A 24197-nucleotide genomic window follows, 5' to 3' on the forward strand; every position below is an offset into this window, starting at 1 on the left:
AGCCATGGCGCCGTCGTCCGCCCCGGCTCCGGCCCTCGTGGCCCGGGCTGACGGCAGCGCCCTCCGCCTCGACGGCGTGACGCGGCGTTTCGGCGGCCTCGTGGCCGTGGACGGGGTCAGCCTCGTCCTCCCGCCCGGCGGCAGGCTCGCCGTCATCGGTCCGAACGGGGCGGGCAAGACGACGCTGTTCCGGTTGATCGCCGGCGAATTCCGACCGACCTCCGGGCGGGTGCACCTGTTCGGCGAGGACGTCACCCGCACGAGCGAAAGGGCCCGCGCGAGGCGCGGCATCTCGCGCACGTTCCAGGTCTCGACCCTGTTCGAGCAGTTGACCGTCATCGAGAACGTCCTGCTGGCCGCGCAGGCGGGGAGCGCGACCAGCAGATCCTTCTGGTCACGCACCCCGCTCCGCGGCGCCCACGCCGGGCGGGCCGCCGACATGCTGGAGCGGGTCGGACTCGCGGCACGCGCCGGGGTGCGGGTCGCCGAGCTCTCGCACGGCGAGCACCGGCAGCTCGAACTCGCCGCGGCGCTGATCCACGGCCCCCGCCTGCTGCTGCTCGACGAGCCGGCTGCGGGGTTGTCGGCCGGTGAGCGGGACATGCTCCGCATCCTGCTCGGCGAGATCCCCGACAGTGTCGGCGTCGTCCTCATCGAGCACGACATGACCCTCGCACTCGAGTTCGCCCGCGAGGTGCTGTGCCTCGACAACGGCGTGCCGCTCGCCTACGGCACTCCGGAGGAGATCCGCGCGAACCCCGCCGTGCAGGCGGTCTACCTCGGTCGGAGGGATTGATCATGCTGAGGATCCGCGGTCTGCGTGTGGCCTATGGCAAGGCGCTCGTGCTCGACGGCATCGACCTCGATGTCGGAGCGGGGAGTCCGTCGCGCTCATGGGGCGCAACGGCATGGGCAAGACCACGCTCATCCGCGCCATCAGCGGCATCCGGCCGCCGAACGTGATCGGCGGCTCCATCGAACTCGACGGCGTGGATGTCACGGGCCACGCCGCCCACCGCATCGCCCGGGCCGGCATCGGCCTCGTGCCGCAGGGGCGTCAGGTGTTCGGCAGCCTCAGCGTGCGCGAGAACCTCGCGATCGTGCCGCACGGCTCCGGGTCCGCATGGACGATCGAGCGGGTGTTCGCCATGTTCCCCCGGCTCGAGGAGCGCACCCGCGCCGCGGCGCGCACCCTCTCGGGCGGCGAGCAGCAGATGCTCGCCATCGGGAGGGCCCTCATGACGGCGCCGAGCCTGCTCCTCATGGACGAGCCGTCCGAGGGGCTCGCGCCCGCGGTCCTGCGCGTGATCGAGGAGCGGCTGCAGGCCCTTCGCGAGTCGGGACTGGCCGTGCTGGTCGCCGAGCAGAACGTCGACCTGGCGCTCGCCCTCGGCGACCGTGTGCTCATCCTCGGAGAAGCGGGTCGCATCGCGTGGGACGGGGTGCCCGCCGACCTCGCCGCGGATCCGCGACCCGTTCACCAGTACCTCGGGCTCTGAGCCCGACCATCACGGAAGGAGAACAGCATGTCCGCACTCGAGGTGATCGAGCTCGACCCGGGCAAGGCCCACATGCTCCCGTACGCTCCGTCCGTCCGGGTTCCCGGCTCCGCCGAGCACCTGTTCCTCTCCGGAGCGGTCGCGGCCGACGACGAGGAGTACCCGGACGACATCGTCGAGCAGGTGCGCCGGGTGATGCGCCGGCACACGGCCGTGCTCGCCGCGAACGGCCTCGGCTGGAGCGACGTCATCCACGTGTACGAGTTCCTGACCGACATGCGCGACACCGTGGCGGTGCACGTGACCATGGCCGAATTCTTCGACGACCCGTCGTGGAAGCCCGCCAACACCCTCATCGGGGTCGACGCGCTCGTGAAGCCGGGTGCGCGGTTCGAGCTCGACGTCATCGCGGCCCGAGCGCCGCATGACGCGGATCCGGCCGACAGCGTGTTCTGGATGTCGGGGGCGACGGCGATCCCGCTGTACCACATGCACCCCCACATCCCGGAGGAGTGCGTGCTGCCGGACGACATCGTCGAGCAGACCAGGCGCGTGCTCGCGACCTTCGACGAGGTCCTGGCGTTCGTCGGGCTCGGGTGGTCGGATGTCCGGCGCGGTGACCTCTTCCTGACGGATCTGCGCGACCTCGACGTCGTGCGCGCTGCCGTCGCCGCGCGCTTCGGCGACGACCCGCCGCCCCTCGGCTTCGTCGGGATCAACGCGCTCAGCGCGGCCGGCGCGAGGCTCGAGCTCGAGATCGTCGCGGGTTCGCCGGGGAACGCCGCCGGCGGTTCTCCAGCGAGGGCGGCCGGCGGCGCCGGCGCTCCGCCTGCGGTCCTGACGAGCGCGGGAGCGCCGGTCGTGTTCCTGCCCGCCGTCACGGCGACGCCCGGGCCGAACGCGGCGGGCATCGCGCCGCAGACCGATCAGACGCTCGACGGGATCGCCGCCCTGCTCGCGGAGCGCGGGCTGGAGTGGCGTGCCGTGACGAAGGCGCTCGTGGAGGTCACCGACATCCGCGACGCCGCACACGTGGCGGCCGCGCTCGCTGCCCGCTGCGGAACGTGGAGGCCGGCTCTCACCATCGTGCAGGTCGACAACCTGCCGGTCGCCGGCGCGCGCGTACAGGTGGAGGTCGTCGCCGCGGGGTGACCCGACGTGCGAGAGGCCCCGGGATGCTCCGGGGCCTCTCGGCGGTCGTGGTGACGCTGCTTACGCGGCCGTGCTCGCCGCGACCGGCTTCGACAGGCGCTCGCCCGACTCGGCGTCGAACGCGTGCACGTGCTGCGGCACCGGGGTGAGGTAGACCGTGTCGCCCGCGTTCGGGTGGTTGCGGCCGTCGACGCGCGCGACGATGTCGACGCGGTTGCCGTCGACGTCGGCGTGACCGTAGAGGTAACCGTCCGCGCCGAGCTCCTCGACGACGTCGACGTCGACCCTCAGGCCCTCGCCCGAGGTCTTGATCGTGACGTCCTCGGGGCGCACGCCGATGGTGACCTTCGAGCCGTTCGCCTTGCCGAGCACCTCGCGCTCGACCCCGGCGACCGCGGTGCCGAACTGGATGCCGCCGTCGACGACGTCCGCGGTGAAGAGGTTCATCGCCGGGCTGCCGATGAAGCCGGCCACGAAGACGTTGGTCGGGTTCTCGTACAGGTCGCGGGGGTGCCGACCTGCTGCAGCACGCCGTCCTTGAGCACCGCGATGCGGTCGCCCATGGTGAGGGCCTCGGTCTGGTCGTGCGTGACGTAGACGGTCGTGACGCCGAGGCGACGCTGCAGCGACGCGATCTGGGTGCGGGTCTGCACGCGCAGCTTCGCGTCGAGGTTCGACAGCGGCTCGTCCATGAGGAAGACCTGGGGCTGACGGACGATGGCGCGGCCCATGGCGACGCGCTGACGCTGACCACCGGAGAGGGCCTTCGGCTTGCGGCCGAGGTACTGCTCGAGGTCCAGGAGCTTGGCGGCCTCCTGCACGCGCTGGGCCCGCTCCTCCTTGCCGATGCCCGCGATCTTGAGCGCGAAGCCCATGTTCTCGGCGACGGTCATGTGCGGGTAGAGCGCGTAGTTCTGGAAGACCATCGCGATGTCGCGATCCTTCGGCGGCACGTCGGTGACGTCGCGGTCGCCGATCAGGATGCGGCCCTCGTTGACCTCTTCGAGGCCGGCGAGCATGCGCAGCGTGGTCGACTTGCCGCAGCCGGAGGGCCCGACGAGGACGAGGAACTCGCCGTCGGCGACCTCGAGGTCGATCTTGTCGACGGCCGGACGGCTGGTGCCGGGGTAGATGCGCGTCGCCTTGTCGAATGTGACAGATGACATGGGGGTGTGTTCTCCTTCACCGGCAGGTACGTGCCGGACGATCCGTAGTGAATGGAAGCGCGGCCGACGTCGCCGACGGCCACCGGGTCATCATGCCACAGGTCGTTCGGACCCTCATGGTCGGGTAGGCTCCCAGGCTCGGCACCTAGCATCGTCGCGGCCTCCCACCGCAGGGCCCGACCCGAACCCGAAACGCAGTCAGAACGAGAATCGATGAGTGACCCCGCGGCCCCGTCCGACGCGCGCCAGGCGGCGCGTGAGCGGGCGCGAGCGCTGCGGGAGCAGCACCGCAAGCAGGATCGCCGGCGGCGGCTGATCGTGACCGGCAGCATCGTGCTCGGCACGGTGCTCATCCTCGCGATCGTGGCCACCGTGCTGGTCTCGCTGAGCCGGCCCACCGCCCGCGGTCCGCTCAACATGATCAGCGACGGCGTCAAGATCGGCGCGGGCCTGAAGGCGGAGCCGACCGCGGCGCTCCAGCCCGGCGAGCAGCCGGTCGCCTCCAAGAAGAACCCCCGCACGGTGCTCGACATCAAGATCTACGTCGACTACCTCTGTCAGGACTGCGGCGCGTTCATGCGCACCAACGACACCCGGCTGCGGGCGTTCACGAAGTCCGGGGCGGCGACCGTCGAGATCCACCCGATCGCGATCCTGACGTCCAAGTCGGATGGGACCCAGTACTCGCTGCGGGCGGCGAACGCAGCGGCGTGCGTGGCCGAGCTCTCCCCGACCACTTCTTCGACTTCAATGTCGCGCTCTTCCGGCGTCAACCCAAGGAGAGCAGTCCCGGGCTCACGACGGCCCAGCTGCTGAAACGCGCGGACCAGGCGGGGGTCGATCACCTCTCCGAGGTGCGCACGTGCGTGCAGAACGTCCGCTTCCGGTCGTGGGTCCAGTCCGCCACCACCCGGGCGTTGAGCGGTCCGCTGCCCGGGGTGAACCTGCCCTCGATCAAGCAGACGCCGACGATCCTGGTCAACGGCAAGCAGTTCGTCTACGGCCGCAACCTCGACGCGCAGGACTTCACCGCGTTCATGCAGGAGGTCGCGGGCGACGAGTTCAGCCCGTCGCCGACCCCGACGCCGAGCCCGTCGGGCAGCGCCGGGGCCTCGAGCTCGCCGACGCCGTAGGCTGACGCCGCCCCGCCTCCTTAGCTCAGCTGGCCAGAGCAGCCGCCTTGTAAGCGGCAGGTCGTCGGTTCGAATCCGACAGGAGGCTCTCCGTTAGCCTTGCGCGGGCCGCCGCTCCTGCGGCGCGCCCGCTCCGCCGGCCGCGTGCGAGCGCCCGGCTTCGCTGGGTTAGCCTTGCGCGCCGCCGCTCCTGCGGCGCGCCCGCTCCGCCGGCCGCGCGCGAGCGCCCGGCTTCGCTGGGTTAGCCTTGCGCGCCGCCGCTCCTGCGGCGCGCCCGCTCCGCCGGCCGCGCGCGGGCGCCGGGCCCGCGCGAGGGTCAGAGGGTCGTGAGCATCGTCTTCGCGTGGATCGGCTTGCGCCGCCCGCGCTTGTCGCGGTCGCGTCCGCCGACGTAGAGCCAGCCCAGCAGTCGTTCCCCGGGTGCGAGTTCGTGCATCCGGGCCACCGGCTCGCTGCGGGTCTGCAGTCCGGTGCGCCACATGACCCCCAGCCGGCCTCGTCGAGCACGAGGCTCAGTGCGTGGGCCACGCCGGCGGCGACGGCCTCCTGCTCCCACTCGGGCACCTTGATGCTCGGCCGCGGGCTCACGACGATCGCGAGCAGCAGAGGCGCGCGCAGCGGCTTGGCGGCGAGCTTCTCGGCGGCATGTCCCTCGAGGCCGGCCGCCTCGGCCATGGCCGCGCCGAGCCGATCCCGGGCGTGGCCGCGCAGCGCGATGATCCGCCAGGGGCGCAGGCCCGAGTGGTCGGCCACGGAGCCGGCCGCCTCGATCAGGGGCAGGAGAGCGCGCGAGGTGGGCGCCGCGTCGCTGACCTTGGACTGCGACCGTCTCCGGCGCAGGGCCTCGGCGACCGGCCCCGTGCTCACGCGGTGGGCTCGTCCGCGGCGAAGCCGAGCGCCAGGGAGTTCATGCAGTAGCGCAGGCCCGTCGGCGTGCCGAATCCGTCGTCGAAGACGTGACCCAGGTGGGATCCGCACGTCGCGCAGCGCACCTCGGTGCGCACGACGCCGAGCGAGCGGTCCTCGAGCAGCTCCACGGCATCCGGGTTCACCGAGTCGTAGAAGCTCGGCCAGCCGCAGCCGGAGTCGAACTTGGTGCCGCTCTTGAACAGTTCCGCCCCGCAGGCGGCGCAGGTGTAGAGGCCGGCTCGGTGCTCGTCGAGCAGCTCGCCGGTCCATGCGCGCTCCGTCGCGGCGTGCCGGAGCACCTCGTAGCGCTCCGGATCGAGCTGTTCGCGCCACTCGGCGTCGGTCTTCTCGACCTGATGCCCGGTGGTGGTCGTGTCGTCGATGGCCATGCGGCCCTCCATTCGTGCGTCGTCTTCATTCAACCGCTCCTGCGGTCGAATCGTTCCCACCCGGCGAGGCTGCGGCTGCGCAGCGCTGCCCCGGCCTAGCATCGCGCCATGCCCGCCGAACCGCAGCGCGCGCCCGTGCAGGGTGACGAGCAGGGTCTCGACGAGCGGGGGCTCCGGATGCTCGACTTCGAGGCGCGCTGGAGCGGTCGCCTCGGCGCGAAGGAGGCGGCGATCCGCGAGGAGTTCGGCCTCAGCGCCGCCCGCTACTATCAGGTGCTCGACGCGCTGCTGGACTCACCGGTGGCGCTGCGCCGTGACCCGATCCTCGTCCGCCGCCTGCAGCGGCTGCGCGACACCCGGGTCAGGGCTCGAGCCGCGCGGACCTTCCGTGTCGACCACCGCGAGGACACCACCTAGGCAGATGGCCAGCTTTCCCCGAGACCAGTTCGACGATGTGCCGGACGGCGACGGCCGGGTCGGCGCGCATCGTGCGCCCGCTCGCCGAGGCCGGGGCTGGATCGCGTTCGCCTGGGCGGCGCTGGCCACGGGGGTGCTCGTGATCGTCGGGCTGTTCGTGCTCTCTCGGATCGACCCGTCGTTCGAGCTGCCGAGCCTGCCGCTGGTCGGTGGCAACGGGGAAGCCCGTCGGCGAGCGCCTCGGCCACGCCGACCGAGGCGCCGGTCGCCGAGCCGAGCGATGTGCCGAGCGATGTCGCAGCCGCCCTCACGATCTCGGTGCTCAACGGCACGCCCGACGCGCAGCTCGACGACAAGGCGGGTGCCGCGATCAAGGCCGCGGGATGGCCGGTGCCGACGCTCGCCGACGCGTCGAGCGAGAGCATCAAGACGACGGTCGTGTATTACTCCGACGCGCAGTACGAAGGCATCTCGCGCGGTGTCGCCAAGGCGCTCGGCACGAGCCAGGTGCAGTTGAGCGACGCGTTCCCCGGCGCGAAGGTCACCGTCGTGCTGGGCTCGGACTACAAGGGCTGAGGTTCCCGCGCCGCTGTTCGCCGAGGGCATCCGCCTCGCCTTGCACTCGCCATGTCCGAGTGCCAGAATGACTTTTGGCACTCGCTGGTTTCGAGTGCCAAATCCAGTGCATGGAACCACGTCCGGGAGGGACGACACACACTTATGGCAAAGATCATCGCTTTCGACGAAGAGGCCCGCCGCGGCCTCGAGCGCGGCCTCAACATCCTGGCCGACGCCGTCCGCGTGACCCTCGGTCCCCGGGGCCGCAACGTCGTTCTGGAGAAGAAGTGGGGCCCCCACGATCACCAACGACGGCGTCTCCATCGCCAAGGAGATCGAACTCGACGACCCGTACGAGAAGATCGGCGCGGAGCTCGTCAAGGAGGTCGCCAAGAAGACCGACGACGTCGCGGGTGACGGCACCACCACCTCGGTCGTGCTCGCCCAGGCGCTCGTGCGCGAGGGCCTGCGCAACGTCGCGGCCGGCGCGGACCCGATCAGCCTGAAGCGCGGCATCGAGAAGGCGACCAACGCGGTCGTCGAGTCGCTCGTCGCCTCGGCCAAGGAGATCGAGACCAAGGAGGAGATCGCCGCCACCGCGAGCATCTCCGCCGCCGACCCCGAGATCGGCGAGCTCATCGCCGAGGCCATCGACAAGGTGGGCAAGGAGGGCGTCGTCACCGTCGAGGAGTCGAACACCTTCGGCACCACGCTCGAGCTGACCGAGGGAATGCGCTTCGACAAGGGCTACCTGTCGCAGTACTTCGTCACGGACCCCGACCGCCAGGAGGCCGTGTTCGAGGACCCGTACATCCTGATCGTCAACTCGAAGATCTCGAACATCAAGGACCTGCTCCCGGTCGTCGACAAGGTGATCCAGGCGGGCAAGCAGCTGCTGATCATCGCCGAGGACGTCGACGGTGAGGCGCTCGCGACCCTGGTCGTGAACAAGATCCGCGGCATCTTCAAGTCGGTCGCCGTCAAGGCCCCCGGCTTCGGCGACCGCCGCAAGGCGCAGCTGCAGGACATCGCGATCCTGACCGGCGGCCAGGTCATCAGCGAGGAGGTCGGTCTCAAGCTCGAGAACGCGACCCTCGACCTGCTCGGCCAGGCGCGCAAGGTCATCGTCACCAAGGACGAGACCACGATCGTCGAGGGCGCAGGCGAGGCCGACGCGATCGCCGGCCGCGTCAAGCAGATCCGTCAGGAGATCGAGAACACCGACTCCGACTACGACCGCGAGAAGCTGCAGGAGCGCCTCGCCAAGCTCGCCGGTGGCGTCGCCGTCATCAAGGCGGGCGCGGCCACCGAGGTCGAGCTCAAGGAGCGCAAGCACCGCATCGAGGACGCCGTGCGCAACGCGAAGGCCGCCGTCGAGGAGGGCATCGTCGCCGGTGGTGGCGTGGCCCTCATCCAGGCCGGCAAGACCGCGTTCGACTCGAAGGCCGTCAAGGGCCTGAAGGGCGACGAGGCGACCGGCGCGAACATCGTCAGGGTGGCCATCGACGCGCCGCTCAAGCAGATCGCGCTGAACGCCGGTCTCGAGCCCGGCGTCGTCGTCGACAAGGTGCGCAACCTCGAGGTCGGCCACGGCCTCAACGCGGCCACCGGCGAGTACGTCGACATGCTGGCCGCCGGCATCAACGACCCGGTGAAGGTCACCCGCTCCGCGCTGCTGAACGCGGCGTCGATCGCGGGCCTGTTCCTCACCACCGAGGCCGTCGTCGCCGACAAGCCCGAGAAGGTCTCGGCCCAGGCCGGTGGCGACCCGACGGGCGGCATGGACTTCTAGTCCGACCCGCAGCAACGCCGAACGGGCGGTTCCTCTTTTCGAGGGCCGCCCGTTCGGCGTTCTGCCCGCTGCGTTCCGCGTCGATGACCTACCGCGCGAAGAGCGCGGTGTTCTGCACCTCGGCGTCGGCGTAGAGCTGCGCCGCGCGGCCGAGCGCCGTGTTGATATGCCCGAGACTCTCCTCGACCCGTGCCTGCGTCGCCCGCCAGTCGGCCACGACGCCCTGGAAGGCCGAGGCGGCCGATCCGGTCCACGACGACTGCAGGTCGACGAGCTGGGCGTTCAGCCCGGCCACCTCGCCCTGGATGCGACCCATCGCCGCCTGCGCCCGCGCGGTCGCCGCGGCGACCGCCTCACTGTCCACCTGGTATCGCGTCATGCCGATCACGCTAGGGACGGCGCATCCGTCGCGGGATCGTGATGCGCCCATCCCGGGACGACGCCCGCGGTGGGGTGCTGGGGAGGAGCGGCTCGCCGAGCGCCCACGTTCGCATCAATCCGGCGCGTTCGAGTGCGCCCATGTGATGCGAACGCAGGCGGTCGAAGCCTGCGCGGGTCGAAGCCTGCGCGGTCGGGCCGGCGGGCGTCAGACCGCCGCGTCGGCGGGGTCGCGGCCGGCGTCTCCGGCCGGTACAGCGGGAGCGAGACCCGGAAGGTCGATCCGCCTCCGGGCGTCTCCAGCACCTCGACGACGCCCCCGTGGTTCTGCACGATGCCCGCGACGATGGCCAGGCCGAGCCCGCTGCCGCCGGTGTCGCGGGTGCGGGAGGTGTCGGCGCGCCAGAACCGCTGGAAGATCTTCTCGCGCAGCTGCGGCGGGATGCCCTCGCCGTGGTCGACGACGGCGATCTGTCCGTACCCGCCCGCGCGGTCCACTCCCACCGCCAGCTGGATCGGGCTGTCAGAGGGGTGAACCGCATCGCATTGCCCATGAGGTTGGTGACGACCTGGCGCACCTTGTTCTCGTCCGCGAGAACGACCGGCCCGATCTCGGGCAGGGGCGGCGCCGGCGGCACCGTATCGGCATCCGCGGGGGTGTCGCCCGACCGCCCGCGTCGGCGTAGCCGCCGTGCCACGGCGTCGGCCAGACGGATCGAACCGGTGACCGTGGCCACCGTGGCGCTCCGCACGCGACCGCCCCCGACGGCCTGGGCCGGCACGACGTCGTCGCGTGACTCGTCGGTCGGCGTCAGCTCCTCGGCTTGCGGGAGGACGACGGTGATGCGCCGGTCGGGCGACGACGCCGACGCATCGAGGGCGGCATCCTGGGCGATCGGCAGCAGGTCCAGGGGCGCGAGTGCGAGCGGCCGTGCCTCGTCGAGCCGGGCGAGTTCGAGCAGGTCCTCGACGAGTCCGCTCATGCGGATCGCCTCGCGCTCGATGCGGTCCATCGCCTGGGCGACGTCCTCGGGCTTCTGGATCGCGCCCATCCGGTACAGCTCGGCGTAGCCGCGCAGCGAGACCAGGGGCGTGCGCAGCTCGTGCGAGGCGTCGCCGACGAAGCGGCGCATCTGCTGCACGGTGCGCTCGCGGTCGGCGAAGGCGCGGTCGATGCGCGCGAGCATCGCGTTGAGGGATCGGTTGAGCCGGCCGACCTCGGTGTTGGGCGTCGCGCCGCCGAGGCGCTGGCTGTAGTCGCCGGCGGCGAAGCGGGCCGCCGTCTTCTCGACGTCGCGCAGCGGCGCGAAGGTGGAGGTCACGAGCAGCTGCGTCGTCGCCGCGCCGAACACCACGACCGCGAGCGCGAACCCGAAGAAGATCAGGATGAACCGCGCGATCGTCTGATCCGTCGCCGCGAGGTTGACGCCGAGCACGACGGAGTAGACGACGTGATCCTGGGTCTGCACCGGGATCGCGACGACGCGCCAGCTGCTGCCGTGCGTGCCCGGCACGGTCGTCGCACCGTGGTTGAGCGCGGCGACGCGGTGGATGTCGAGCCCGTGCAGGTCGGGCTGCTCCTCGGATGACGGCAGATTGCTGCAGAACTGCTCGCCCCCGGAGGTGACGATCGCCTCGAGGAAACCGCTCGTGCCGTAATCGAGGGAGCATTCGAGATTGGTGCCGTCGGCCAGCCCCGCCGCGATCTGGGCGACCTTCTGGTCCTGCACGTCGAGCAGGTAGCTGCGCAGCACGGTCGTCGTGCCGGCGCCGGCGACGGCCAGCCCGAAGGTCAGCAGCAGGACGGTGACGGCGGTGATCTTCGCGCGGAGCGAGATCCCGTTCCACCACCGGTCGAATGCGGCGTGCGCTGTGGCCACCGCCGGACTCTACGCGCGGGCGGTCTTGAGCATGTACCCGAAGCCGCGCTTGGTCTGGATCATCGGCTCGCTCGAGTGCTGGTCGAGCTTGCGGCGCAGGTACGAGATGTAGCTCTCGACGATGCCGGCGTCGCCGTTGAAGTCGTACTCCCAGACGTGGTCGAGGATCTGCGCCTTCGACAGCACGCGGTTCGGGTTGAGCATGAGGTAGCGCAGCAGCTTGAACTCGGTGGGGGAGAGCTCGACCTGCTGGTCGCCGACCGAGACCTCGTGGGTGTCCTGGTCCATGGTGAGGTCGCCGGCCCGGATGATCGCGTCCTCCTCGTCGTGCATCGTGCGGCGCAGGATCGCCTTGATGCGCGCGACGATCTCGTCGAGCGAGAACGGCTTGGTCACGTAGTCGTCGCCGCCGACGGTGAGGCCGGTGATCTTGTCCTCGGTGTCGTCCTTGGCGGTGAGGAACAGGATCGGCGCCGTGTAGCCGGATGCCCGCAGCCGCTTGGTCACGCCGAACCCGTTCATGTCGGGGAGCATGACGTCGAGGATGATGAGGTCGGGCTCCTCCTCGAGGACCGCCGAGATGGCCTGGGCGCCGTTGCCGACGGCGCGCACGGCGAAGCCGGCGAAGCGCAGACTCGTGGTCAGCAGGTCGCGGATGTTGGGCTCGTCATCGACGATGAGGATCTTGGGTCCGTCGCTCATGCGATGAGTATCCGTGAGTGCGCTGGATGATTCCTGAACGTGCAGACGCCGCTCAGCGGACGATGCGGACGCAGCATCCGTGGGCGGGGAACGGCTGCGCCTCGGCGGTCGCCCCGGCGCCGTCGGCGTCGGCGGCGCCACGCAGGAAAGCGAGGTTCGCGGCGCACACGAGCTCCGTGTGGCCGCCCGCGAGGCGATGGAACGGGCAGTTGTCGAGCGCGATCCCGTCGGGCTGCCGCCGCGGCTCGTAGCCGGTCTCGACGAGCATCTCGTCGAGCGATCCGGCGGCGAGCCGGGCCTGCGCACCCGCGTCTCCCGCGACGCGGTGGACCGCCGCGGCCACGGCGGCCTCGCCGGCGTGATCGGCCTCGCCCGACCCGAGGTCGTCGAGCGCCGAGGCGAACACGTCGGCCATGAGGTCGTAGCGTCGCGCGGGCAGCGTCACCGCGATCTCGACCGGCGCGCGCGAGTAGACCTTCGCCGGCCGCCCGGCGCCCGGTCCGGTGCGTCCGCTGAGCCGGCGGTTCTCGACCACGAGCAGACCGCTCGCCACGAGCTGGTCGAGGTGCAGGGCGGCCGTGCTGCGCGGCATCCCCAGCGTCGCCGCGGCGTGGTCGCGGGTCACCGGCTGCGTGCTCGTCAGGGTGAGTTCGTAGAGTGCACGACGGGTCGGATCGCGGATTGCGGCGACTGCCGCGAGCTCCTGGTCCCGGTTCACGGATGGCATCCTATTCTAAATGCAGCTAACCTTGACAAAAGAATTTCGACGTCATAGCGTCGCGATGGAGGGACCCGCACCGATGGCCGAATCACCCCGCGACGACGCGTCCGCCCGAGCGACGGCCGCCGCCGCCGCATTGCTCGACGCGCTCGGGCTCGACGTCACAAGCGAGCGGCTGCGCCAGACGCCGCAGCGCTTCGCGACGGCGCTGGCCGAGCTGGTCGACCGGCCGCCGCTGCCCGAGATCGGATACCTGCCCAGCGAGGACTTCCACGATCTCGTGCTGGTGCGCGACATCCCGTTCCAGGCCCTCTGCGAGCACCACCTCTTCCCCTTCCGCGGCGTCGCACACGTCGGCTACCTCCCGGGGAGCGGATCGTCGGCCTCTCGACGCTGGCCAGGGTCGTCGAGCACTTCGCACACGGTCTGCAGATGCAGGAGCGGCTCACCGCCCAGATCGTGGACTGGCTCGAGCGGGAGCTGCAGCCGCGCGGCGCCGGTGTCGTCATCGAGGCCGAGCACCTGTGCATGTCGCTCCGCGGGATCGGCACCCCTGCCACCCGCACCACGACCCGCGCCTTCCGGGGCGAGCTGACCACCTTCGAGGAGAACCCGTCATGACCGAGAGCATCGTCATCATCGGAGGCGGCCTCGCCGCCGCGACCGCCGCGGAGGAGCTGCGCACCGCCGGCTTCACCGGCTCGGTCCGGCTGCTCGCCGGCGAGCAGCACCATCCCTACATCCGACCGCCGCTGTCGAAGGCGTATCTGACCGGGCAGGACGACCGCGACAGCGTCTTCGTGCATCCGGCGCAGTGGTACCGCGATCAGGATGTCGAGGTCTCGCTCGGTGCGCACGTCGACCGCATCGACGACGGCCGCGTCGTGCTCGCCGGCGGCGAGGAGGTGCCGTTCGACCGCCTGCTCATCGCGACCGGCGCCGTGCCGCGGCGGCTGCACCTGCCCGGGTCGGATGCGGACGGCATCCACTATCTGCGCACCCTCGACGACAGCGAGGCGCTCAAGGCCGTGCTCGCCGAGCCGGGGCACCACGTCGTGGTGGTGGGCTCCGGCTGGATCGGCCTCGAGCTCGCCGCCGCCGCCCGCGGGGCGGGGCAGGACGTGACCGTCGTCGCGCCGGAGCAGGTGCCGCTGGCGGGACCGCTGGGCACCGAGCTCGGCACGATGTTCCGCGAGCTGCACGAGACCAACGGCGTCACCTTCCACCTCGGCACGGGCGTGCAGGGGTTCGAGGCCGCCGACGGGCACGTGACCGGCGTCGCGACCGAGGCGGGCGTGCTGCCGGCCGACGTCGTGATCGTCGGGGTCGGCGTCGCGCCGTCGACGGAGCTCGCGGAGGCCGCGGGGCTCGACATCGACAACGGCATCCTGGTCGACGAGCATCTGCAGACCAGCCGGCCGGGCATCTACGCGGCGGGCGACGTCGCGAACGCGATGCACCCGGTGCTCGGCGCGCGGATGCGCAACGAGCACTGGGCGAATGCCATCGCGAGCGGCAAGGTGGCCGGGCGCTCGATGGCGGGGCAGGACGCCGTGCTCGACGACATCCCGTACTTCTACACCGACCAGTACGACCTCGGCATGGAGTACTCGGGCTACCCGCCGCTCACCCGCGACGCGGAGGTGGTGATCCGCGGCGACCGCGCCGCGCGCGAACTCATCGCGTTCTGGGTCGCCGACGGCCGGGTCGTCGCGGGCATGAACGTGAACATCTGGGACGTCAACGAGGAGATCCAGCGGCTCATCCGCGACAAGGTGTCGGTGACGGCCGCGCAGCTCGCCGACCCGTCGGTCGAGCTGTCGTCGCTGACGTGATCCACCGACAGGCCGTCCGGAGAGTGGGACGCCGCGACTTCGACTTCGACCGGCGCGTGGCCGTCATGGCCGTCGTGAACCGCACGCCGGACTCGTTCTCCGATCGCGGCGCCACGTTCGCCCTCGACCGGGCGGTCGAGGCGTCGCTGCGCGCCGCCGAACTCGGAGCAGACTGGGTCGACATCGGGGGCGTTCCGTTCGGGCGCGGGCCGGCCGTGTCGCCCGCGGAGGAGATCGACCGGGTCGTGCCCGTCGTGAACGCGATCGCCGCGGCGAGCGACGTCGTCATCTCGGTGGACACCAACCGCGCCGAGGTCGCGCGCGCGGCGATCGACGCTGGCGCCGCCGTCATCAACGACACCAGCGGCCTGGGCGACCCCGACATGGCGGGCGTCGTGGCCACGTCGGACGCGCACATCGTCATCACCCACAGCGTCGGACCGCCGCGGGTCGAGAAGCCGCCGGCGCACTTCGACGACGTCGTGCGCGAGGTGCGTGCGTTCCTCGTGGAGCGGGTGGAGCGCGCGAAGGCCGCCGGCATCCCGCGCGGGCGCCTCATCATCGACCCCGGGCACGACCTGGACAAGAACACGCTGCACTCGCTCGAGCTCACCCGCCGGCTGGATGAGATCGCCGACATCGGGCTGCCCCTGCTCGTGGCCGTCTCGAACAAGGACTTCGTCGGCGAGTCGACCGACCGGGAGCAGGGGGCCCGGCTGGCCGGGTCGCTCGCCGCGATGGTGTGCTGCATCGAGCGCGGCGCGCGGATCGTGCGGATGCACGACGTCGAGTCCACGGTCGACGCCGTGCGCATGACGGAGGCCGTGCTCGGATTGCGCGCCCCTGCCAGACTCGAGCACAACACCCACCCCACCCACAACGTATGAACGCACGCATCGACCGGCTGTGGCCCGACCCTGCCGCCGACCTCGACGACGAACGGATCCTCGCCGAGTACACCCCGCGCTCGAGCTCCTGGACCCGTTTCAACTTCGTCGAGAGCCTCGACGGCGCCGCGACGCACGAGGGCCGCTCCGGCGGCCTGGGAGGTGACGGCGACCGCCGGGTGTTCGAGCTGATGCGGCGCTGGGCCGACGTCGTGCTGGTGGGCGCCGGGACGATCCGTGCCGAGGGCTATGGCGCGATGCGGTTCGACGACGAGGTGGCCGCGTGGCGGCGGGCGCGCGGCATCGCGCCGCAGCCGACGATGGCCATCGTCTCGGGCCGGCTCGACCTCGACCCCGCCTCGGCGGTGTTCACCGAGGCGTCGGTGCGTCCCGTCGTGTTCACGCTCTCGACGGCGCCGGCCGATCGTCGCGCGGCGCTCGCCGAGGTCGCCGATGTCCGGGACGCCGGCGACGACGTGCTCGATCCGAGGCGGGTCCTCACCGATCTCGAGTCGCTGGGGTTGCGCAAGGTGCACGCGGAGGGTGGCCCGACGCTCTTCGGCTCGTTCGTCGCGGCCGGCGTGCTGAACGAACTCTGTCTGACGCTGGCGCCTCGGCTCGAGGCCGGCCGCGCGGGACGCATCGCGACCAGTGCGCCCGCCGAGCCGCTCGGGATGAGGCTGGCGGGCATCCTGCGATCGGGTGACGACGAGCTCCTGCTGCGCTACCTTCGCGTCACCTAGCCGTCGCGGCGTGCCGCGCGTGCGCCCCGTGCGGAAGGCGCCGTCGGCATCCACCCGGGGGACGACCGTCGTGACGTCCATCGCGGTCGCCAGCTCGAGGTCCTCCGAGAATCCGCGGGCCGCGAGGTCGCGACCGCTCGCCGACGCGTGGATCGCGGCCGCGGGGTCCGGCGTCGCCTCCCACAGGTCGGCGGCGGCCGCCGCTTCGGGGAGAGCCCGCATCCGCGCGCCCGCAGTCGCGCCGCGATCGCGCCGGCTCCGAGGAGATCCTCGAGGGCCGGGCGCAGCGTACCGCCCGGCCAGAGCTCGCCCGCCGGGACGAGCAGCACGCGCCCGGCGATCTCGACCTCCTCCGCCACGGCGCTCGCGTTGCGGAGGCACCCGGCGATCACGGTGGCGCTCGCGGCGACGAGGGCCTCGCAGATCGTGGCACCGTTCTCGGCGGGCACGACGACCGTGCCGCCGTCGAAGCGCAGGAGCGACGCGGGCGACAGGCTGACCCGGCCGTCGCCGCGCAGTCCGGCGAGCACGGCGCCGAGCCGCGCCGCGGTCTCCTCTGCAGCGGCGGGATCGCGCGACGCGACCGGCACCACGGCGCTGCCGCGCTCGCCCGCCACCGTGACGACGGTGGTGAAGGAGAGCACGTCGATGACGATCGCGGTGGCGGGACCGGCGCCCTCGGCGAGCACCGCGAGCGCGCCGGTCTCGCCCCACTCGAGCTGCACCGTCGCCGGCGCCTGGGAGAGAGTCACGCAGCCATGTTGCCGCGTCGGGCCGTCCGACGCAGCGCGGCTCACGCGGAGCGTCGGTACTGCAGGAGCAGGCAGCCCCGGATCGCTCGGCGTCGACGAGGTCGAGCCGCTGCACGTGACCGTCGTCTCCGAACAGAGCCGTGCCGGCACCCGCCAGGCTGGGCGCGAGCACGATCCGCAGTTCGTCGACGAGTTCCGCGGCGAGCAGGTCGCGCGCGAGCGACAGGCTGCCGTGGATGCCGATGTCACCGCCGGGCTGCCGCTTGAGGTCGGCCGTGAACGACGCCGCGTCCTCGGCCACGGGCGTCGACTCGGCCCAGCCGAGCTGCAGCGGAGAGGAGGTGAAGACGTACTTCCGCGTCGTGTTGATGAAGTCGGCGAACGGCTGCGTCTGCGCCGTCGGCCAGTACGGTGCCCACTTCTCGTAGGTGCGTCGCCCGAGCAGCACCGCATCCTGCGTGGCGATCGTCTCGGCGAGGAATCCGGTCAGCTTCTCGCCGCTGTCGCGGAACCACTCGCCTTCGCCGGGATCGTCGGCGAATCCGTCCAGGGACATCAGCGTGTACAGCACGACCCGTCGGGAGGTGGTGCCGGTTCGGGGATCAGTCATGCCCGGGACGGTATCGATCGTCCCGGGGACCCGTCTTGTACAACAACGACAGCGGCTCGTGCCGCTCCGCGCCTCCCGCGAGCTCGGTCGCCGACGGCCCGATGAATCGGCGCAGCGACCGGGCGAGGTGCGGCTGATCGAAGTACCCCGACTCGTGCGCCACCGCCGACGGCAGCCCGTCGCCGTCTCGGAGCCGGATGGCCGCGACGTTGGCGCGTTCGATCTGCTGCACCGTGCGCTGCGGCAGGCCGATGGTGGCGAGATAGCGGCGCTGACGGGTCCGCTCCGGCACCGAGGCGTCCGCGACATCGGTGACGACGAGAGCCTCCTTCCGTACCAGGTGAGCCACGAACTCCTCGGCCGCGGCGAACTCCGGCAGGCGAACCCGGTCGGCCCCGAGGCGGAACCAGCGGCCCTCGACGGGGAGCTCCAGGAAGCCGTCGACGAGGGAGGGCATGGACAGTCCGCGTACCCGGGCGCCCAGCGCCAGCCGGATCCCGACGAACTCGGAGTCCGGGGGCACCGGCGCGCGCGATGCTCTCGACTCGGGTCCCTGGATGCCGGCGTGGACGCCGTCCGGGCCCTCCCAGAAGACGAAGTCCCAGTGCGCACGCGCGACCGAGATCATCGTCGTCGTCGCCCGGCTCCGGCTGCGCCAGACCCTCTCCACGAACGGTGAATCGGAGGGCCGGTGCTCGAACGCGAGGCCCTCACCGCTCACGCGGCCTCGCTCAGCTCGTCGGCGTTGAGGATCGTGTAGGCGTAGCCCTGCTCGGCGAGGAAGCGCTGGCGGTTCTGCGCGAAATCCTGGTCGACGGTGTCGCGCGCGACGAGCGTGTAGAAGCTCGCCGGGATGCCGCTCGCCTTCGGACGCAGCAGCCGGCCGAGCCGCTGCGCCTCCTCCTGTCGCGAGCCGAACGAGCCCGACACCTGGATCGCGACGGTCGCCTCCGGTAGGTCGATCGAGAAGTTCGCGACCTTCGACACGACCAGCACCTTGGTGCGGCCGGTGCGGAACTCCTCGTACAGCCGCTCCCGCTCGGCGGTCGGCGTCGATCCGGTGAGCTGCGGGGCGCCGAGCGTCGTGGCGAGCTCGTCGATCTGGTCGAGGTAGGTGCCGATCACGAGGATCAGCTCGCCCGCGTGCTTGGTCACGAGCTCTTTCGCGACGGCGAGCTTCGCCGGCGCGGTCGCGGCGAGCCGGTAGCGCTCGTCGTCGGAGGCGGCGGCGTACTCGAGCCGCTCGTCCTGCGGGAGGTCGATGCGTACCTCGTAGCAGGTCGCCGGCGCGATGTAGCCCTGCGCCTCGATCTCGCGCCACGGGGCATCGAAGCGCTTGGGACCGATGAGCGAGAACACGTCGTTCTCGCGGCCGTCCTCGCGCACGAGCGTCGCCGTCAGTCCCAGCCGGCGCCGCGCCTGCAGGTCGGCGGTGAGCTTGAAGACCGGTGCCGGCAGCAGGTGCACCTCGTCGTAGATCACGAGGCCCCAGTCCTTGGCGTCGAGCAGCGCCAGGTGGGCGAACTCGCCCTTCCGCTTGGCGGTCAGGATCTGGTACGTCGCGATCGTGACCGGTCTGACCTCCTTGACCTCGCCGGAGTACTCGCCGATCTCCTGCTCGGTCAGCGAGGTCTTGCGCAGCAGCTCGCTGCGCCACTGCCGGGCGCTCACGGTGTTCGTGACCAGGATGAGCGTCGTCGTGTCGGCGGCGGCCATCGCCCCGGCCCCGACGATCGTCTTGCCCGCGCCGGGCGGCAGCACGACGACGCCCGACCCGCCCTCGAAGAACGAGTCGATCGCCTGCTGCTGATAGGGCCGCACGTGCCAGCCGCTGGTGGTGTCGAGCTCGATGTCGTGCGGCGTGCCGGGGGTGTAGCCGGCGAGGTCCTCGGCGGGCCAGCCGAGCTTCAGCAGCTCCTGCTTGATCTGCCCGCGCGCCCACGGCTGCACGGTCCACTCGGTGGAGCTGCGCCGGATGCCGAGGAACGGCCCGACCTTGCTGCTGCGGGTGATCTCGGCGAGCACCGCCGGATCGGTCGCCGTAATGATGAGCCCGCCCTCGGCGTCGCGCGAGATGACCAGCCGCCCGTACCGGCCGACCGTCTCCTCGATGTCGAGCGTGACGGTCTGCGGCACCGGGAACTTCGCGTACCTCTCGAGGGTCGCGAGCATCTGCTCGGCGGTGTGCCCCGCGGCGCGCGCGTTCCAGAGGCCCAGCCGGGTGATCCGGTACGTGTGCACGAACTCGGGAGCCCGCTCCAGCTCGGCGAACACGGCGAGCTCGTGACGGGCCTCGTCGGCCTGCGGGCTGCCGACCTCGAGCAGCACGGTCCGATCGCTCTGCACGATGAGCGGACCTTGACCGATCGCAGACATAGCGACCCAGCCTAGCCGCGCGCGCTGGAACTTGGAGCGAAGGCCGCTTCCGGCCGTCTCCGCGACGACGGCCGTCTCGACCGTCGGTCCCATGGTCGCGGCCTGAGCGGGCCGCGTGGCCGCACGGCGGCGCACATACGACGCCCGGCATGGAGGGCGCACGAAGTTGTAACGATCGGCAATGGTGAGTGGTGCGCCGCAGCCGGATCGAAACCATGCCGCGCTCTCGGGAGAGAGCGAAGCACGGCGTACCCATGTTGAGGGATTGTGAGGATCGACCAGTATCTGCGAGGTTCTCGGAGTGACGATGCCCGAGGGATGGTTCCCGCACCCGACCGATCCAGATCAGGAACTGCATTGGGACGGTTCTAAGTGGACCGGGGAAAGCAGGCCTCTAGATGTACCGGGCCATGACTTTGGTGCCGTTGCGGGTCTTGTGAAACGGGAGGACCTCCGGGCTTAGTGGAGATGTCTGACGTCTCTACGACCACACGGAGGTCCTTGTGTCTCACGCTAATGCGCATCTGACGTTTCACGGTCGGCTGCTGATCGTCCGCCGCCGCGAAGCTGGCTGGGCGCAAGCTCATATTGCTGCGGCGATGGGCTGCTCCCGCAAGACCGTCCGCTACTGGCTGGCCCGGTTCGCCGTTGAAGGCGACGCCGGGTTGCACGATCGCTCGACACGGCCTCGGACCTCGCCCAGTCGGTTGCCGGCGTCCGCGGAGGCGGTGATCGTCGAGCTGCGCACGACCGAGCAGCTCGGCCGCGACGAGATCGCCGCGCGCACGGGCATCGCACCTCGGACGGTGTCCCGGGTGATCGCCCGGCACGGTCTGCCGCCTCTGGCGGCGCTGGACCCGATGACCGGGCAGGTGATCCGCTCCTCGAAGCAGACCGCCATGCGCTACGAGCGGGAACGGCCCGGCGAGCTGGTCCACATGGACGTGAAGAAGCTCGGCCGCATCCCGGACGGCGGCGGCTGGAGAGCTCTGGGGCGCGGCGCGGGCGACCACAGAGACCGGAAGAACGGCACCGGTTACGACTACGTCCACTCCCTCGTCGACGATCACAGCCGCCTGGCCTACTCCGAGATCCACCCCGACGAACGTGGGCAGACCTGCGCCGCGTTCCTGGCCCGCGCCCTGGACCACTTCGCCGCTCACGGCATCACCCGTGTCGAGCGGCTGATGACCGACAACGCCTGGGCCTACCGCTGGTCACTACGGGAACTCTGCGCGGCCCGGAACATCCGGCAGGTGTTCATCCGACCGCACTGCCCTTGGCAAAACGGCAAGGTCGAGCGCTTCAACCGCACCCTGCAGACCGAGTGGGCCTACCGACAGCCCTTCACCTCGAACGACGAACGATCCGCCGCGCTTGACCCCTGGCTCGAGCACTACAACACTGAACGACGCCACTCAGCCCTCAACGGCCAACCCCCGATCAGCCGACTGACACCAAAGTGCTGACCCGGTACATCTAGCGCGTGACGCTGAGTCTGAAGCACAGGTCCTCGAGTCTGCGACGAAACCGCGACTTGTCGCCGATCTCGCGCCGCCTCTGGAGCCCACGGCTGTCGACACCACGCCAAGGGAATCGGTGACCGCTGCACCACGGAATTGGCTATCCAAACATCTTCGTGCCGCGATCGCCCTTGGGATCGTTCTCCTGATCCTGGTCGCTGGAGGAATTACGACCGCAGTAGTGGTCCACGACGCTCAAGCAGCCGCAGCCGTGGCGGCGAGCGCGGCCAAACATAAGCGGGAGCTCGCGGAGCAGAAAGCCGCTGATCAGAAAGCTAAGGACGATGCTGAGCGCGAAAGTCGGAAGGAATCAGTTACGGAGATTGAGAACTCGGTGAAGGAGATGGCCCAAAAGGACGTGACGGAGGGCGTCCTGGATGGCCCAATCATTAGCGCGACGTGTGATCCCGTCAGCGGCTCAACCGACGACCTCACGGATCAGACGACCACGTTCAACTGCTTCGTTGCGAACAAGGACAACGGCGATGGAACTTTCAGTGGGTACTACTTCAACGCGACGATGAACTGGTCCAGCGGTAGCTACACGTACGGTCTTGGGAAGGCGGGGTAGGGCCGGCGTTAGGCCTCGAGACCGCGGCGGATCCGGCTCCTCGGCCGCTCCCACCCGCTCAGCGCGGCGTGACGGCGGTGATCGACGACACGGGCAGGGTGCGCTCGATGTCGGCGCGGCGATCCCGTGCTCGCAGCCGTCCACCCGCGAGGGATGCCGGTTCGACCAGGTACTCCACGTCGCTGCCGTCGGGCAGCCGCACGCTCACGACCACGGTCATCCGGTTCTTGACCGCGAGCTCGAGCTGCCGCTCGAGCCACGCGCGTCCGGTGTCGGCGGGCTCGGCGGCGGCACCGCTGCGCACGTGCTGCACGAGCAGCACCGCGGTGTCGTCGCTCGTGACCCGCTCACCGGCCGCGCGACGGTGACGCGGGGGCGGGACGATCGTGCCCACGGCATCCTCGGTGACGACCGCGTACCGGGCCTCGACGAGCGCGTCGTAGAGCACCTCCTCGGTGTAGCGGCACAGCAGCCGGTTCCCGTCGCGGACGAGGTCGAGCGCCGCGAGCGCGGGGTCGACGGCGAGCGGCTCGAGCAGCGCCGCGTCGGAGGCGCGCACGTACGAGAGCGACCCCTGCACGACACCGGGGTCGAGCGCGCCGACCCGCAGGCTCCCGAACCGCTGCGCCGTGTCGTCGAGCAGGTACTCGACCGGCTGCGGCACACCCGTGAGCGAGGTCGCCGCGAGGAAGTCCCGGATGCCGTCGACCGTCTCGCCGGCGACGAGCGCCCGGGTGATGCTCGCCTCGCTCACGCGGTACGTGGAGGCGAGCTCGAGCGTCTCCACGTCGGCGATGCGGCGCATGCGGTCGTCGACCTCCGCCACGAGCGGACCGGGCGCGATGGCGGACAGATCCGGCTGCAGGTAGATGCGGTCGACCTCGGTCGGGAACAGCGCGCGCATCGCCTCGGATGCCGCCTCCTCCCCGTCGACGAGCAGCGCGGCCCCCGCGGTCGACGGCGTCGCCCCGCTCAGCAGGCCCAGCAGCTCCGCCTCCCGCGCGACGACCATGACGCGATCGCGCACCCAGTCGCCGCCGGCCGGGAACAGCCACGCGACGAAGTCGAGAAGGCCCTCGCCCCACTGGGCGTGGGCCCGGCTGCGCAGCAGGACGAGCAGGTCGTCGGGCAGTCGCTCGAGCCACGCGCCGGCGAGCCGGGCCCAGCGCTCGAGGCGGGGTCGCCGCAGCCACCCGGCCGCATCGACATCCGGGATCCAGCTGCCGCCGTCGAGCCGAGCGAGTCCGGCGCGGGAGGCGACGTCGAGCAGCCGGTCGACGGTGTCGCCCTCGATGCCGGCGGCGGCCGCGAGACGGCGGCCGTCGGGCAGGGCGACCCCGCCGCGGGACAGCTGCCGTGCCGGCTGCGCGTCGAGGGCGCGGAGGAGTTCGCTCACCGTGGTGGTCGTGGCGAACGCACGCTCGGCCGCGCCGCGGTCGACGAAGCGGGCGTCGGTCTCGCTCACCGGCTCGAGCGCGGCGGGCGGCGGATCGGCGATCAGGTGCTCACGCGTCGGCAGGCCGAACGCCGGCCACGCGCGCAGCTGCTCGACCACGGCATCCCAGGGCGCGTATCGGCCGGATTCGACCCCGAGCAGCGCGACGTCCTCGGCGACGCGCGCCCGCTGCTCCACCTCGTCGACCGTCGCGCCGAGCTCCTCGGCGAGGCGGACGGCCGTCGGAGCCCCTCGGTCGCGGCGAGCTCGCCGGCGGTGGCGAGCAGGGCGAGCACGGGACGGTCGAGCCGCTGCAGGGCGGCCTGGACCGACCCGCGATCGAGCAGCGCCTCGGCCAGGTCGAAGAAGTCGTCGATGCCGTGCGCGCGCACACCGCGCGCCGCCACGAGCCGAGCGAGGGCCGCGTCGTCGAGCCCGCGCAGTCGCGCGGCGAGGCCGAGCGCCGAGCCGCTACTGGCCGGCATCGAGTCGGCGCCTGCGGGTGTTCATGACGACGATGAGGACGATGGCGAGCACGAGCGCCGCCGGCAATCCGACAAGCGGCAGGATCGCCACCACCGGCCAGACGCCGGAGCCGAGGTCGGCGACGTGCGCCGCTCGGGCGACGAGCAGGGCGACGATCGCGACGATGGTCAGCCCGGTCACGGCGGCGAGGACGAAAGCCAGCACACGTTCGGTACGATTGAGCGGTACCGCGGTGCTTTTGGCCATCGCACCAGGATAGGGCCCGGGCTGCGGCCGAGATCGA

Annotated in this window: 24 protein-coding genes, 1 tRNA gene and 6 pseudogenes; 15 read left to right on the forward strand and 16 right to left on the reverse strand. The window is 71.3% G+C overall.

Annotated features, from left to right (window positions below):
- Nucleotides 1-4: 4 nt before the first annotated feature.
- The 3 genes from QQK35_RS13160 to QQK35_RS13170 are packed head-to-tail and all read left to right on the forward strand — an operon-like array spanning nt 5 to nt 2651.
- Complete coding sequence (locus QQK35_RS13160) at nt 5-796, forward strand: ABC transporter ATP-binding protein (RefSeq protein WP_284254572.1); 792 nt, start codon at nt 5-7, stop codon at nt 794-796.
- A complete protein-coding gene (locus QQK35_RS13165) occupies nt 792-1499 on the forward strand; it encodes an ABC transporter ATP-binding protein (RefSeq protein ID WP_284255705.1) in 708 nt (235 codons plus the stop codon). Before QQK35_RS13160 ends, QQK35_RS13165 begins: the two co-directional genes overlap by 5 nt.
- Before the next feature lie 27 nt (nt 1500-1526).
- A complete protein-coding gene (locus tag QQK35_RS13170) occupies nt 1527-2651 on the forward strand; it encodes a RidA family protein (protein ID WP_284254573.1) in 1125 nt (374 codons plus the stop codon).
- A 60-nt stretch (nt 2652-2711) separates the two neighbouring features.
- Here QQK35_RS13170 and QQK35_RS13175 read toward each other — a convergent pair.
- Nucleotides 2712-3817, reverse strand: a pseudogene (locus tag QQK35_RS13175) (ABC transporter ATP-binding protein).
- A gap of 213 nt (nt 3818-4030) precedes the next feature.
- Here QQK35_RS13175 and QQK35_RS13180 point away from each other — a divergent pair.
- From QQK35_RS13180 to QQK35_RS13190, 3 genes are all read left to right on the forward strand, one after another.
- Nucleotides 4031-4633, forward strand: coding sequence for a hypothetical protein (locus tag QQK35_RS13180; RefSeq protein WP_284254575.1), 603 nt, complete (start codon nt 4031-4033; stop codon nt 4631-4633).
- Nucleotides 4634-4671: 38 nt separating this feature from the next.
- Nucleotides 4672-4950 carry a hypothetical protein gene (locus QQK35_RS13185; protein ID WP_284254576.1) on the forward strand — a complete coding sequence of 93 codons (279 nt, stop codon included), beginning with the start codon at nt 4672-4674 and terminating at the stop codon, nt 4948-4950.
- A 14-nt stretch (nt 4951-4964) separates the two neighbouring features.
- Nucleotides 4965-5038 (forward strand) — tRNA-Thr (locus QQK35_RS13190).
- A 228-nt stretch (nt 5039-5266) separates the two neighbouring features.
- Here the strand turns inward: QQK35_RS13190 and QQK35_RS19840 are convergent.
- The 3 genes and pseudogenes from QQK35_RS19840 to msrB form a co-directional block, all read right to left on the reverse strand.
- Entirely contained in the window at nt 5267-5431 is a 165-nt protein-coding gene (locus tag QQK35_RS19840; RefSeq protein WP_348535027.1) for a hypothetical protein, read from the reverse strand.
- Nucleotides 5432-5487: 56 nt separating this feature from the next.
- Nucleotides 5488-5928: pseudogene (locus QQK35_RS19845) on the reverse strand (nitroreductase family protein); the annotation flags it as partial.
- Nucleotides 5814-6248: a peptide-methionine (R)-S-oxide reductase MsrB gene (msrB, locus tag QQK35_RS13200; RefSeq protein ID WP_284254577.1), complete on the reverse strand. Its 435-nt coding sequence runs from the start codon at nt 6246-6248 to the stop codon at nt 5814-5816. The pseudogene QQK35_RS19845 and the gene msrB, both read right to left, overlap by 115 nt.
- Before the next feature lie 108 nt (nt 6249-6356).
- Here msrB and QQK35_RS13205 point away from each other — a divergent pair, with 108 nt between their 5' ends.
- The 3 genes and pseudogenes from QQK35_RS13205 to groL all read left to right on the forward strand — a co-directional run bounded on the left by QQK35_RS13205 (nt 6357) and on the right by groL (nt 9015).
- Nucleotides 6357-6665, forward strand: coding sequence for a DUF3263 domain-containing protein (locus QQK35_RS13205; RefSeq protein WP_284254578.1), 309 nt, complete (start codon nt 6357-6359; stop codon nt 6663-6665).
- 282 nt (nt 6666-6947) lie between these two features.
- Entirely contained in the window at nt 6948-7241 is a 294-nt protein-coding gene (locus tag QQK35_RS13210) for a LytR C-terminal domain-containing protein (protein WP_284254579.1), read from the forward strand.
- 144 nt (nt 7242-7385) lie between these two features.
- A pseudogene (gene groL / locus QQK35_RS13215) lies at nt 7386-9015 on the forward strand (chaperonin GroEL).
- A gap of 88 nt (nt 9016-9103) precedes the next feature.
- Here the strand turns inward: groL and QQK35_RS13220 are convergent.
- From QQK35_RS13220 to QQK35_RS13235, 5 genes and pseudogenes are all read right to left on the reverse strand, one after another.
- Nucleotides 9104-9394, reverse strand: coding sequence for a WXG100 family type VII secretion target (locus QQK35_RS13220; protein ID WP_284254581.1), 291 nt, complete (start codon nt 9392-9394; stop codon nt 9104-9106).
- Between the two features lie 5 nt (nt 9395-9399).
- Nucleotides 9400-9897 carry a sensor histidine kinase gene (locus QQK35_RS19850; protein ID WP_348535013.1) on the reverse strand — a complete coding sequence of 166 codons (498 nt, stop codon included), beginning with the start codon at nt 9895-9897 and terminating at the stop codon, nt 9400-9402.
- Nucleotides 9898-10388: 491 nt separating this feature from the next.
- Nucleotides 10389-11273: pseudogene (locus tag QQK35_RS19855) on the reverse strand (HAMP domain-containing protein); the annotation flags it as partial.
- A 9-nt stretch (nt 11274-11282) separates the two neighbouring features.
- Nucleotides 11283-11975, reverse strand: a complete 693-nt coding sequence (locus tag QQK35_RS13230; RefSeq protein WP_284254582.1) for a response regulator transcription factor — start codon at nt 11973-11975, stop codon at nt 11283-11285.
- Between the two features lie 52 nt (nt 11976-12027).
- On the reverse strand, nt 12028-12693 hold the full coding sequence (locus QQK35_RS13235; RefSeq protein ID WP_284254583.1) for a helix-turn-helix transcriptional regulator: 666 nt from the start codon (nt 12691-12693) through the stop codon (nt 12028-12030).
- Nucleotides 12694-12775: 82 nt separating this feature from the next.
- Here QQK35_RS13235 and folE point away from each other — a divergent pair.
- From folE to QQK35_RS13255, 4 genes and pseudogenes are all read left to right on the forward strand, one after another.
- Nucleotides 12776-13317 (forward strand): annotated as a pseudogene (folE, locus tag QQK35_RS13240) (GTP cyclohydrolase I).
- Complete coding sequence (locus tag QQK35_RS13245) at nt 13314-14531, forward strand: NAD(P)/FAD-dependent oxidoreductase (RefSeq protein ID WP_284254584.1); 1218 nt, start codon at nt 13314-13316, stop codon at nt 14529-14531. Before folE ends, QQK35_RS13245 begins: the two are co-directional and overlap by 4 nt.
- A gap of 65 nt (nt 14532-14596) precedes the next feature.
- On the forward strand, nt 14597-15418 hold the full coding sequence (folP, locus tag QQK35_RS13250; protein ID WP_284255706.1) for a dihydropteroate synthase: 822 nt from the start codon (nt 14597-14599) through the stop codon (nt 15416-15418).
- On the forward strand, nt 15415-16161 hold the full coding sequence (locus QQK35_RS13255; protein ID WP_284254585.1) for a pyrimidine reductase family protein: 747 nt from the start codon (nt 15415-15417) through the stop codon (nt 16159-16161). The genes folP and QQK35_RS13255 overlap by 4 nt, the downstream gene beginning before the upstream one ends.
- On the opposite strand, the gene QQK35_RS13260 is transcribed toward QQK35_RS13255, so the two are convergent.
- The 4 genes and pseudogenes from QQK35_RS13260 to QQK35_RS13275 all read right to left on the reverse strand — a co-directional run bounded on the left by QQK35_RS13260 (nt 16158) and on the right by QQK35_RS13275 (nt 19890).
- The gene (locus QQK35_RS13260) at nt 16158-16913 is read right to left on the reverse strand and encodes a 2-phosphosulfolactate phosphatase (protein WP_284254586.1); all 756 of its coding nucleotides are present in this window, start codon (nt 16911-16913) and stop codon (nt 16158-16160) included. The genes QQK35_RS13255 and QQK35_RS13260 overlap by 4 nt on opposite strands.
- Before the next feature lie 136 nt (nt 16914-17049).
- Nucleotides 17050-17523, reverse strand: a pseudogene (locus QQK35_RS13265) (dihydrofolate reductase family protein); the annotation flags it as partial.
- Entirely contained in the window at nt 17516-18244 is a 729-nt protein-coding gene (locus QQK35_RS13270; protein WP_284254587.1) for a helix-turn-helix transcriptional regulator, read from the reverse strand. The pseudogene QQK35_RS13265 and the gene QQK35_RS13270, both read right to left, overlap by 8 nt.
- Entirely contained in the window at nt 18241-19890 is a 1650-nt protein-coding gene (locus QQK35_RS13275) for a DNA repair helicase XPB (RefSeq protein ID WP_344199364.1), read from the reverse strand. Before QQK35_RS13275 ends, QQK35_RS13270 begins: the two co-directional genes overlap by 4 nt.
- A gap of 512 nt (nt 19891-20402) precedes the next feature.
- Between QQK35_RS13275 and QQK35_RS13280 the strand changes: the two genes are divergently transcribed.
- Nucleotides 20403-21368: an IS481 family transposase gene (locus tag QQK35_RS13280; RefSeq protein WP_284253339.1), complete on the forward strand. Its 966-nt coding sequence runs from the start codon at nt 20403-20405 to the stop codon at nt 21366-21368.
- A gap of 265 nt (nt 21369-21633) precedes the next feature.
- Nucleotides 21634-21993, forward strand: coding sequence for a hypothetical protein (locus QQK35_RS13285; protein ID WP_284254589.1), 360 nt, complete (start codon nt 21634-21636; stop codon nt 21991-21993).
- Between the two features lie 58 nt (nt 21994-22051).
- Here the strand turns inward: QQK35_RS13285 and QQK35_RS13290 are convergent, their stop codons facing one another.
- From QQK35_RS13290 to QQK35_RS13300, 3 genes are all read right to left on the reverse strand, one after another.
- On the reverse strand, nt 22052-23005 hold the full coding sequence (locus tag QQK35_RS13290; protein ID WP_348535014.1) for a helicase-associated domain-containing protein: 954 nt from the start codon (nt 23003-23005) through the stop codon (nt 22052-22054).
- A 485-nt stretch (nt 23006-23490) separates the two neighbouring features.
- Nucleotides 23491-23913 (reverse strand): hypothetical protein, encoded by a 423-nt coding sequence (locus QQK35_RS13295; RefSeq protein WP_284254590.1) that lies wholly within the window; start codon nt 23911-23913, stop codon nt 23491-23493.
- Nucleotides 23900-24160 carry a hypothetical protein gene (locus QQK35_RS13300; RefSeq protein ID WP_284254591.1) on the reverse strand — a complete coding sequence of 87 codons (261 nt, stop codon included), beginning with the start codon at nt 24158-24160 and terminating at the stop codon, nt 23900-23902. Before QQK35_RS13300 ends, QQK35_RS13295 begins: the two co-directional genes overlap by 14 nt.
- Nucleotides 24161-24197 lie beyond the last annotated feature (37 nt).

The organism is Pseudolysinimonas kribbensis (genome assembly GCF_030161895.1).
In the GTDB taxonomy this organism is placed as follows: Bacteria; Actinomycetota; Actinomycetes; order Actinomycetales; family Microbacteriaceae; genus Pseudolysinimonas; species Pseudolysinimonas kribbensis.

What these genes read in the sequence shown, in the direction of transcription:
- QQK35_RS13160 (WP_284254572.1), top strand. Translation starts at nt 5, where the DNA reads ATGGCGCCGTCGTCCGCCCCGGCTCCGGCCCTCGTGGCCCGGGCTGAC.
- QQK35_RS13170 (WP_284254573.1), top strand. Translation starts at nt 1,527, where the DNA reads ATGTCCGCACTCGAGGTGATCGAGCTCGACCCGGGCAAGGCCCACATG.
- QQK35_RS13180 (WP_284254575.1), top strand. Translation starts at nt 4,031, where the DNA reads ATGAGTGACCCCGCGGCCCCGTCCGACGCGCGCCAGGCGGCGCGTGAG.
- QQK35_RS19840 (WP_348535027.1), bottom strand. Translation starts at nt 5,431, where the DNA reads ATGTGGCGCACCGGACTGCAGACCCGCAGCGAGCCGGTGGCCCGGATG.
- msrB (WP_284254577.1), bottom strand. Translation starts at nt 6,248, where the DNA reads ATGGCCATCGACGACACGACCACCACCGGGCATCAGGTCGAGAAGACC.
- QQK35_RS13205 (WP_284254578.1), top strand. Translation starts at nt 6,357, where the DNA reads ATGCCCGCCGAACCGCAGCGCGCGCCCGTGCAGGGTGACGAGCAGGGT.
- QQK35_RS13220 (WP_284254581.1), bottom strand. Translation starts at nt 9,394, where the DNA reads ATGACGCGATACCAGGTGGACAGTGAGGCGGTCGCCGCGGCGACCGCG.
- QQK35_RS13230 (WP_284254582.1), bottom strand. Translation starts at nt 11,975, where the DNA reads ATGAGCGACGGACCCAAGATCCTCATCGTCGATGACGAGCCCAACATC.
- QQK35_RS13245 (WP_284254584.1), top strand. Translation starts at nt 13,314, where the DNA reads ATGACCGAGAGCATCGTCATCATCGGAGGCGGCCTCGCCGCCGCGACC.
- folP (WP_284255706.1), top strand. Translation starts at nt 14,597, where the DNA reads ATGGCCGTCGTGAACCGCACGCCGGACTCGTTCTCCGATCGCGGCGCC.
- QQK35_RS13255 (WP_284254585.1), top strand. Translation starts at nt 15,415, where the DNA reads ATGAACGCACGCATCGACCGGCTGTGGCCCGACCCTGCCGCCGACCTC.
- QQK35_RS13290 (WP_348535014.1), bottom strand. Translation starts at nt 23,005, where the DNA reads ATGGTCGTCGCGCGGGAGGCGGAGCTGCTGGGCCTGCTGAGCGGGGCG.
- QQK35_RS13295 (WP_284254590.1), bottom strand. Translation starts at nt 23,913, where the DNA reads ATGCCGGCCAGTAGCGGCTCGGCGCTCGGCCTCGCCGCGCGACTGCGC.
- QQK35_RS13300 (WP_284254591.1), bottom strand. Translation starts at nt 24,160, where the DNA reads ATGGCCAAAAGCACCGCGGTACCGCTCAATCGTACCGAACGTGTGCTG.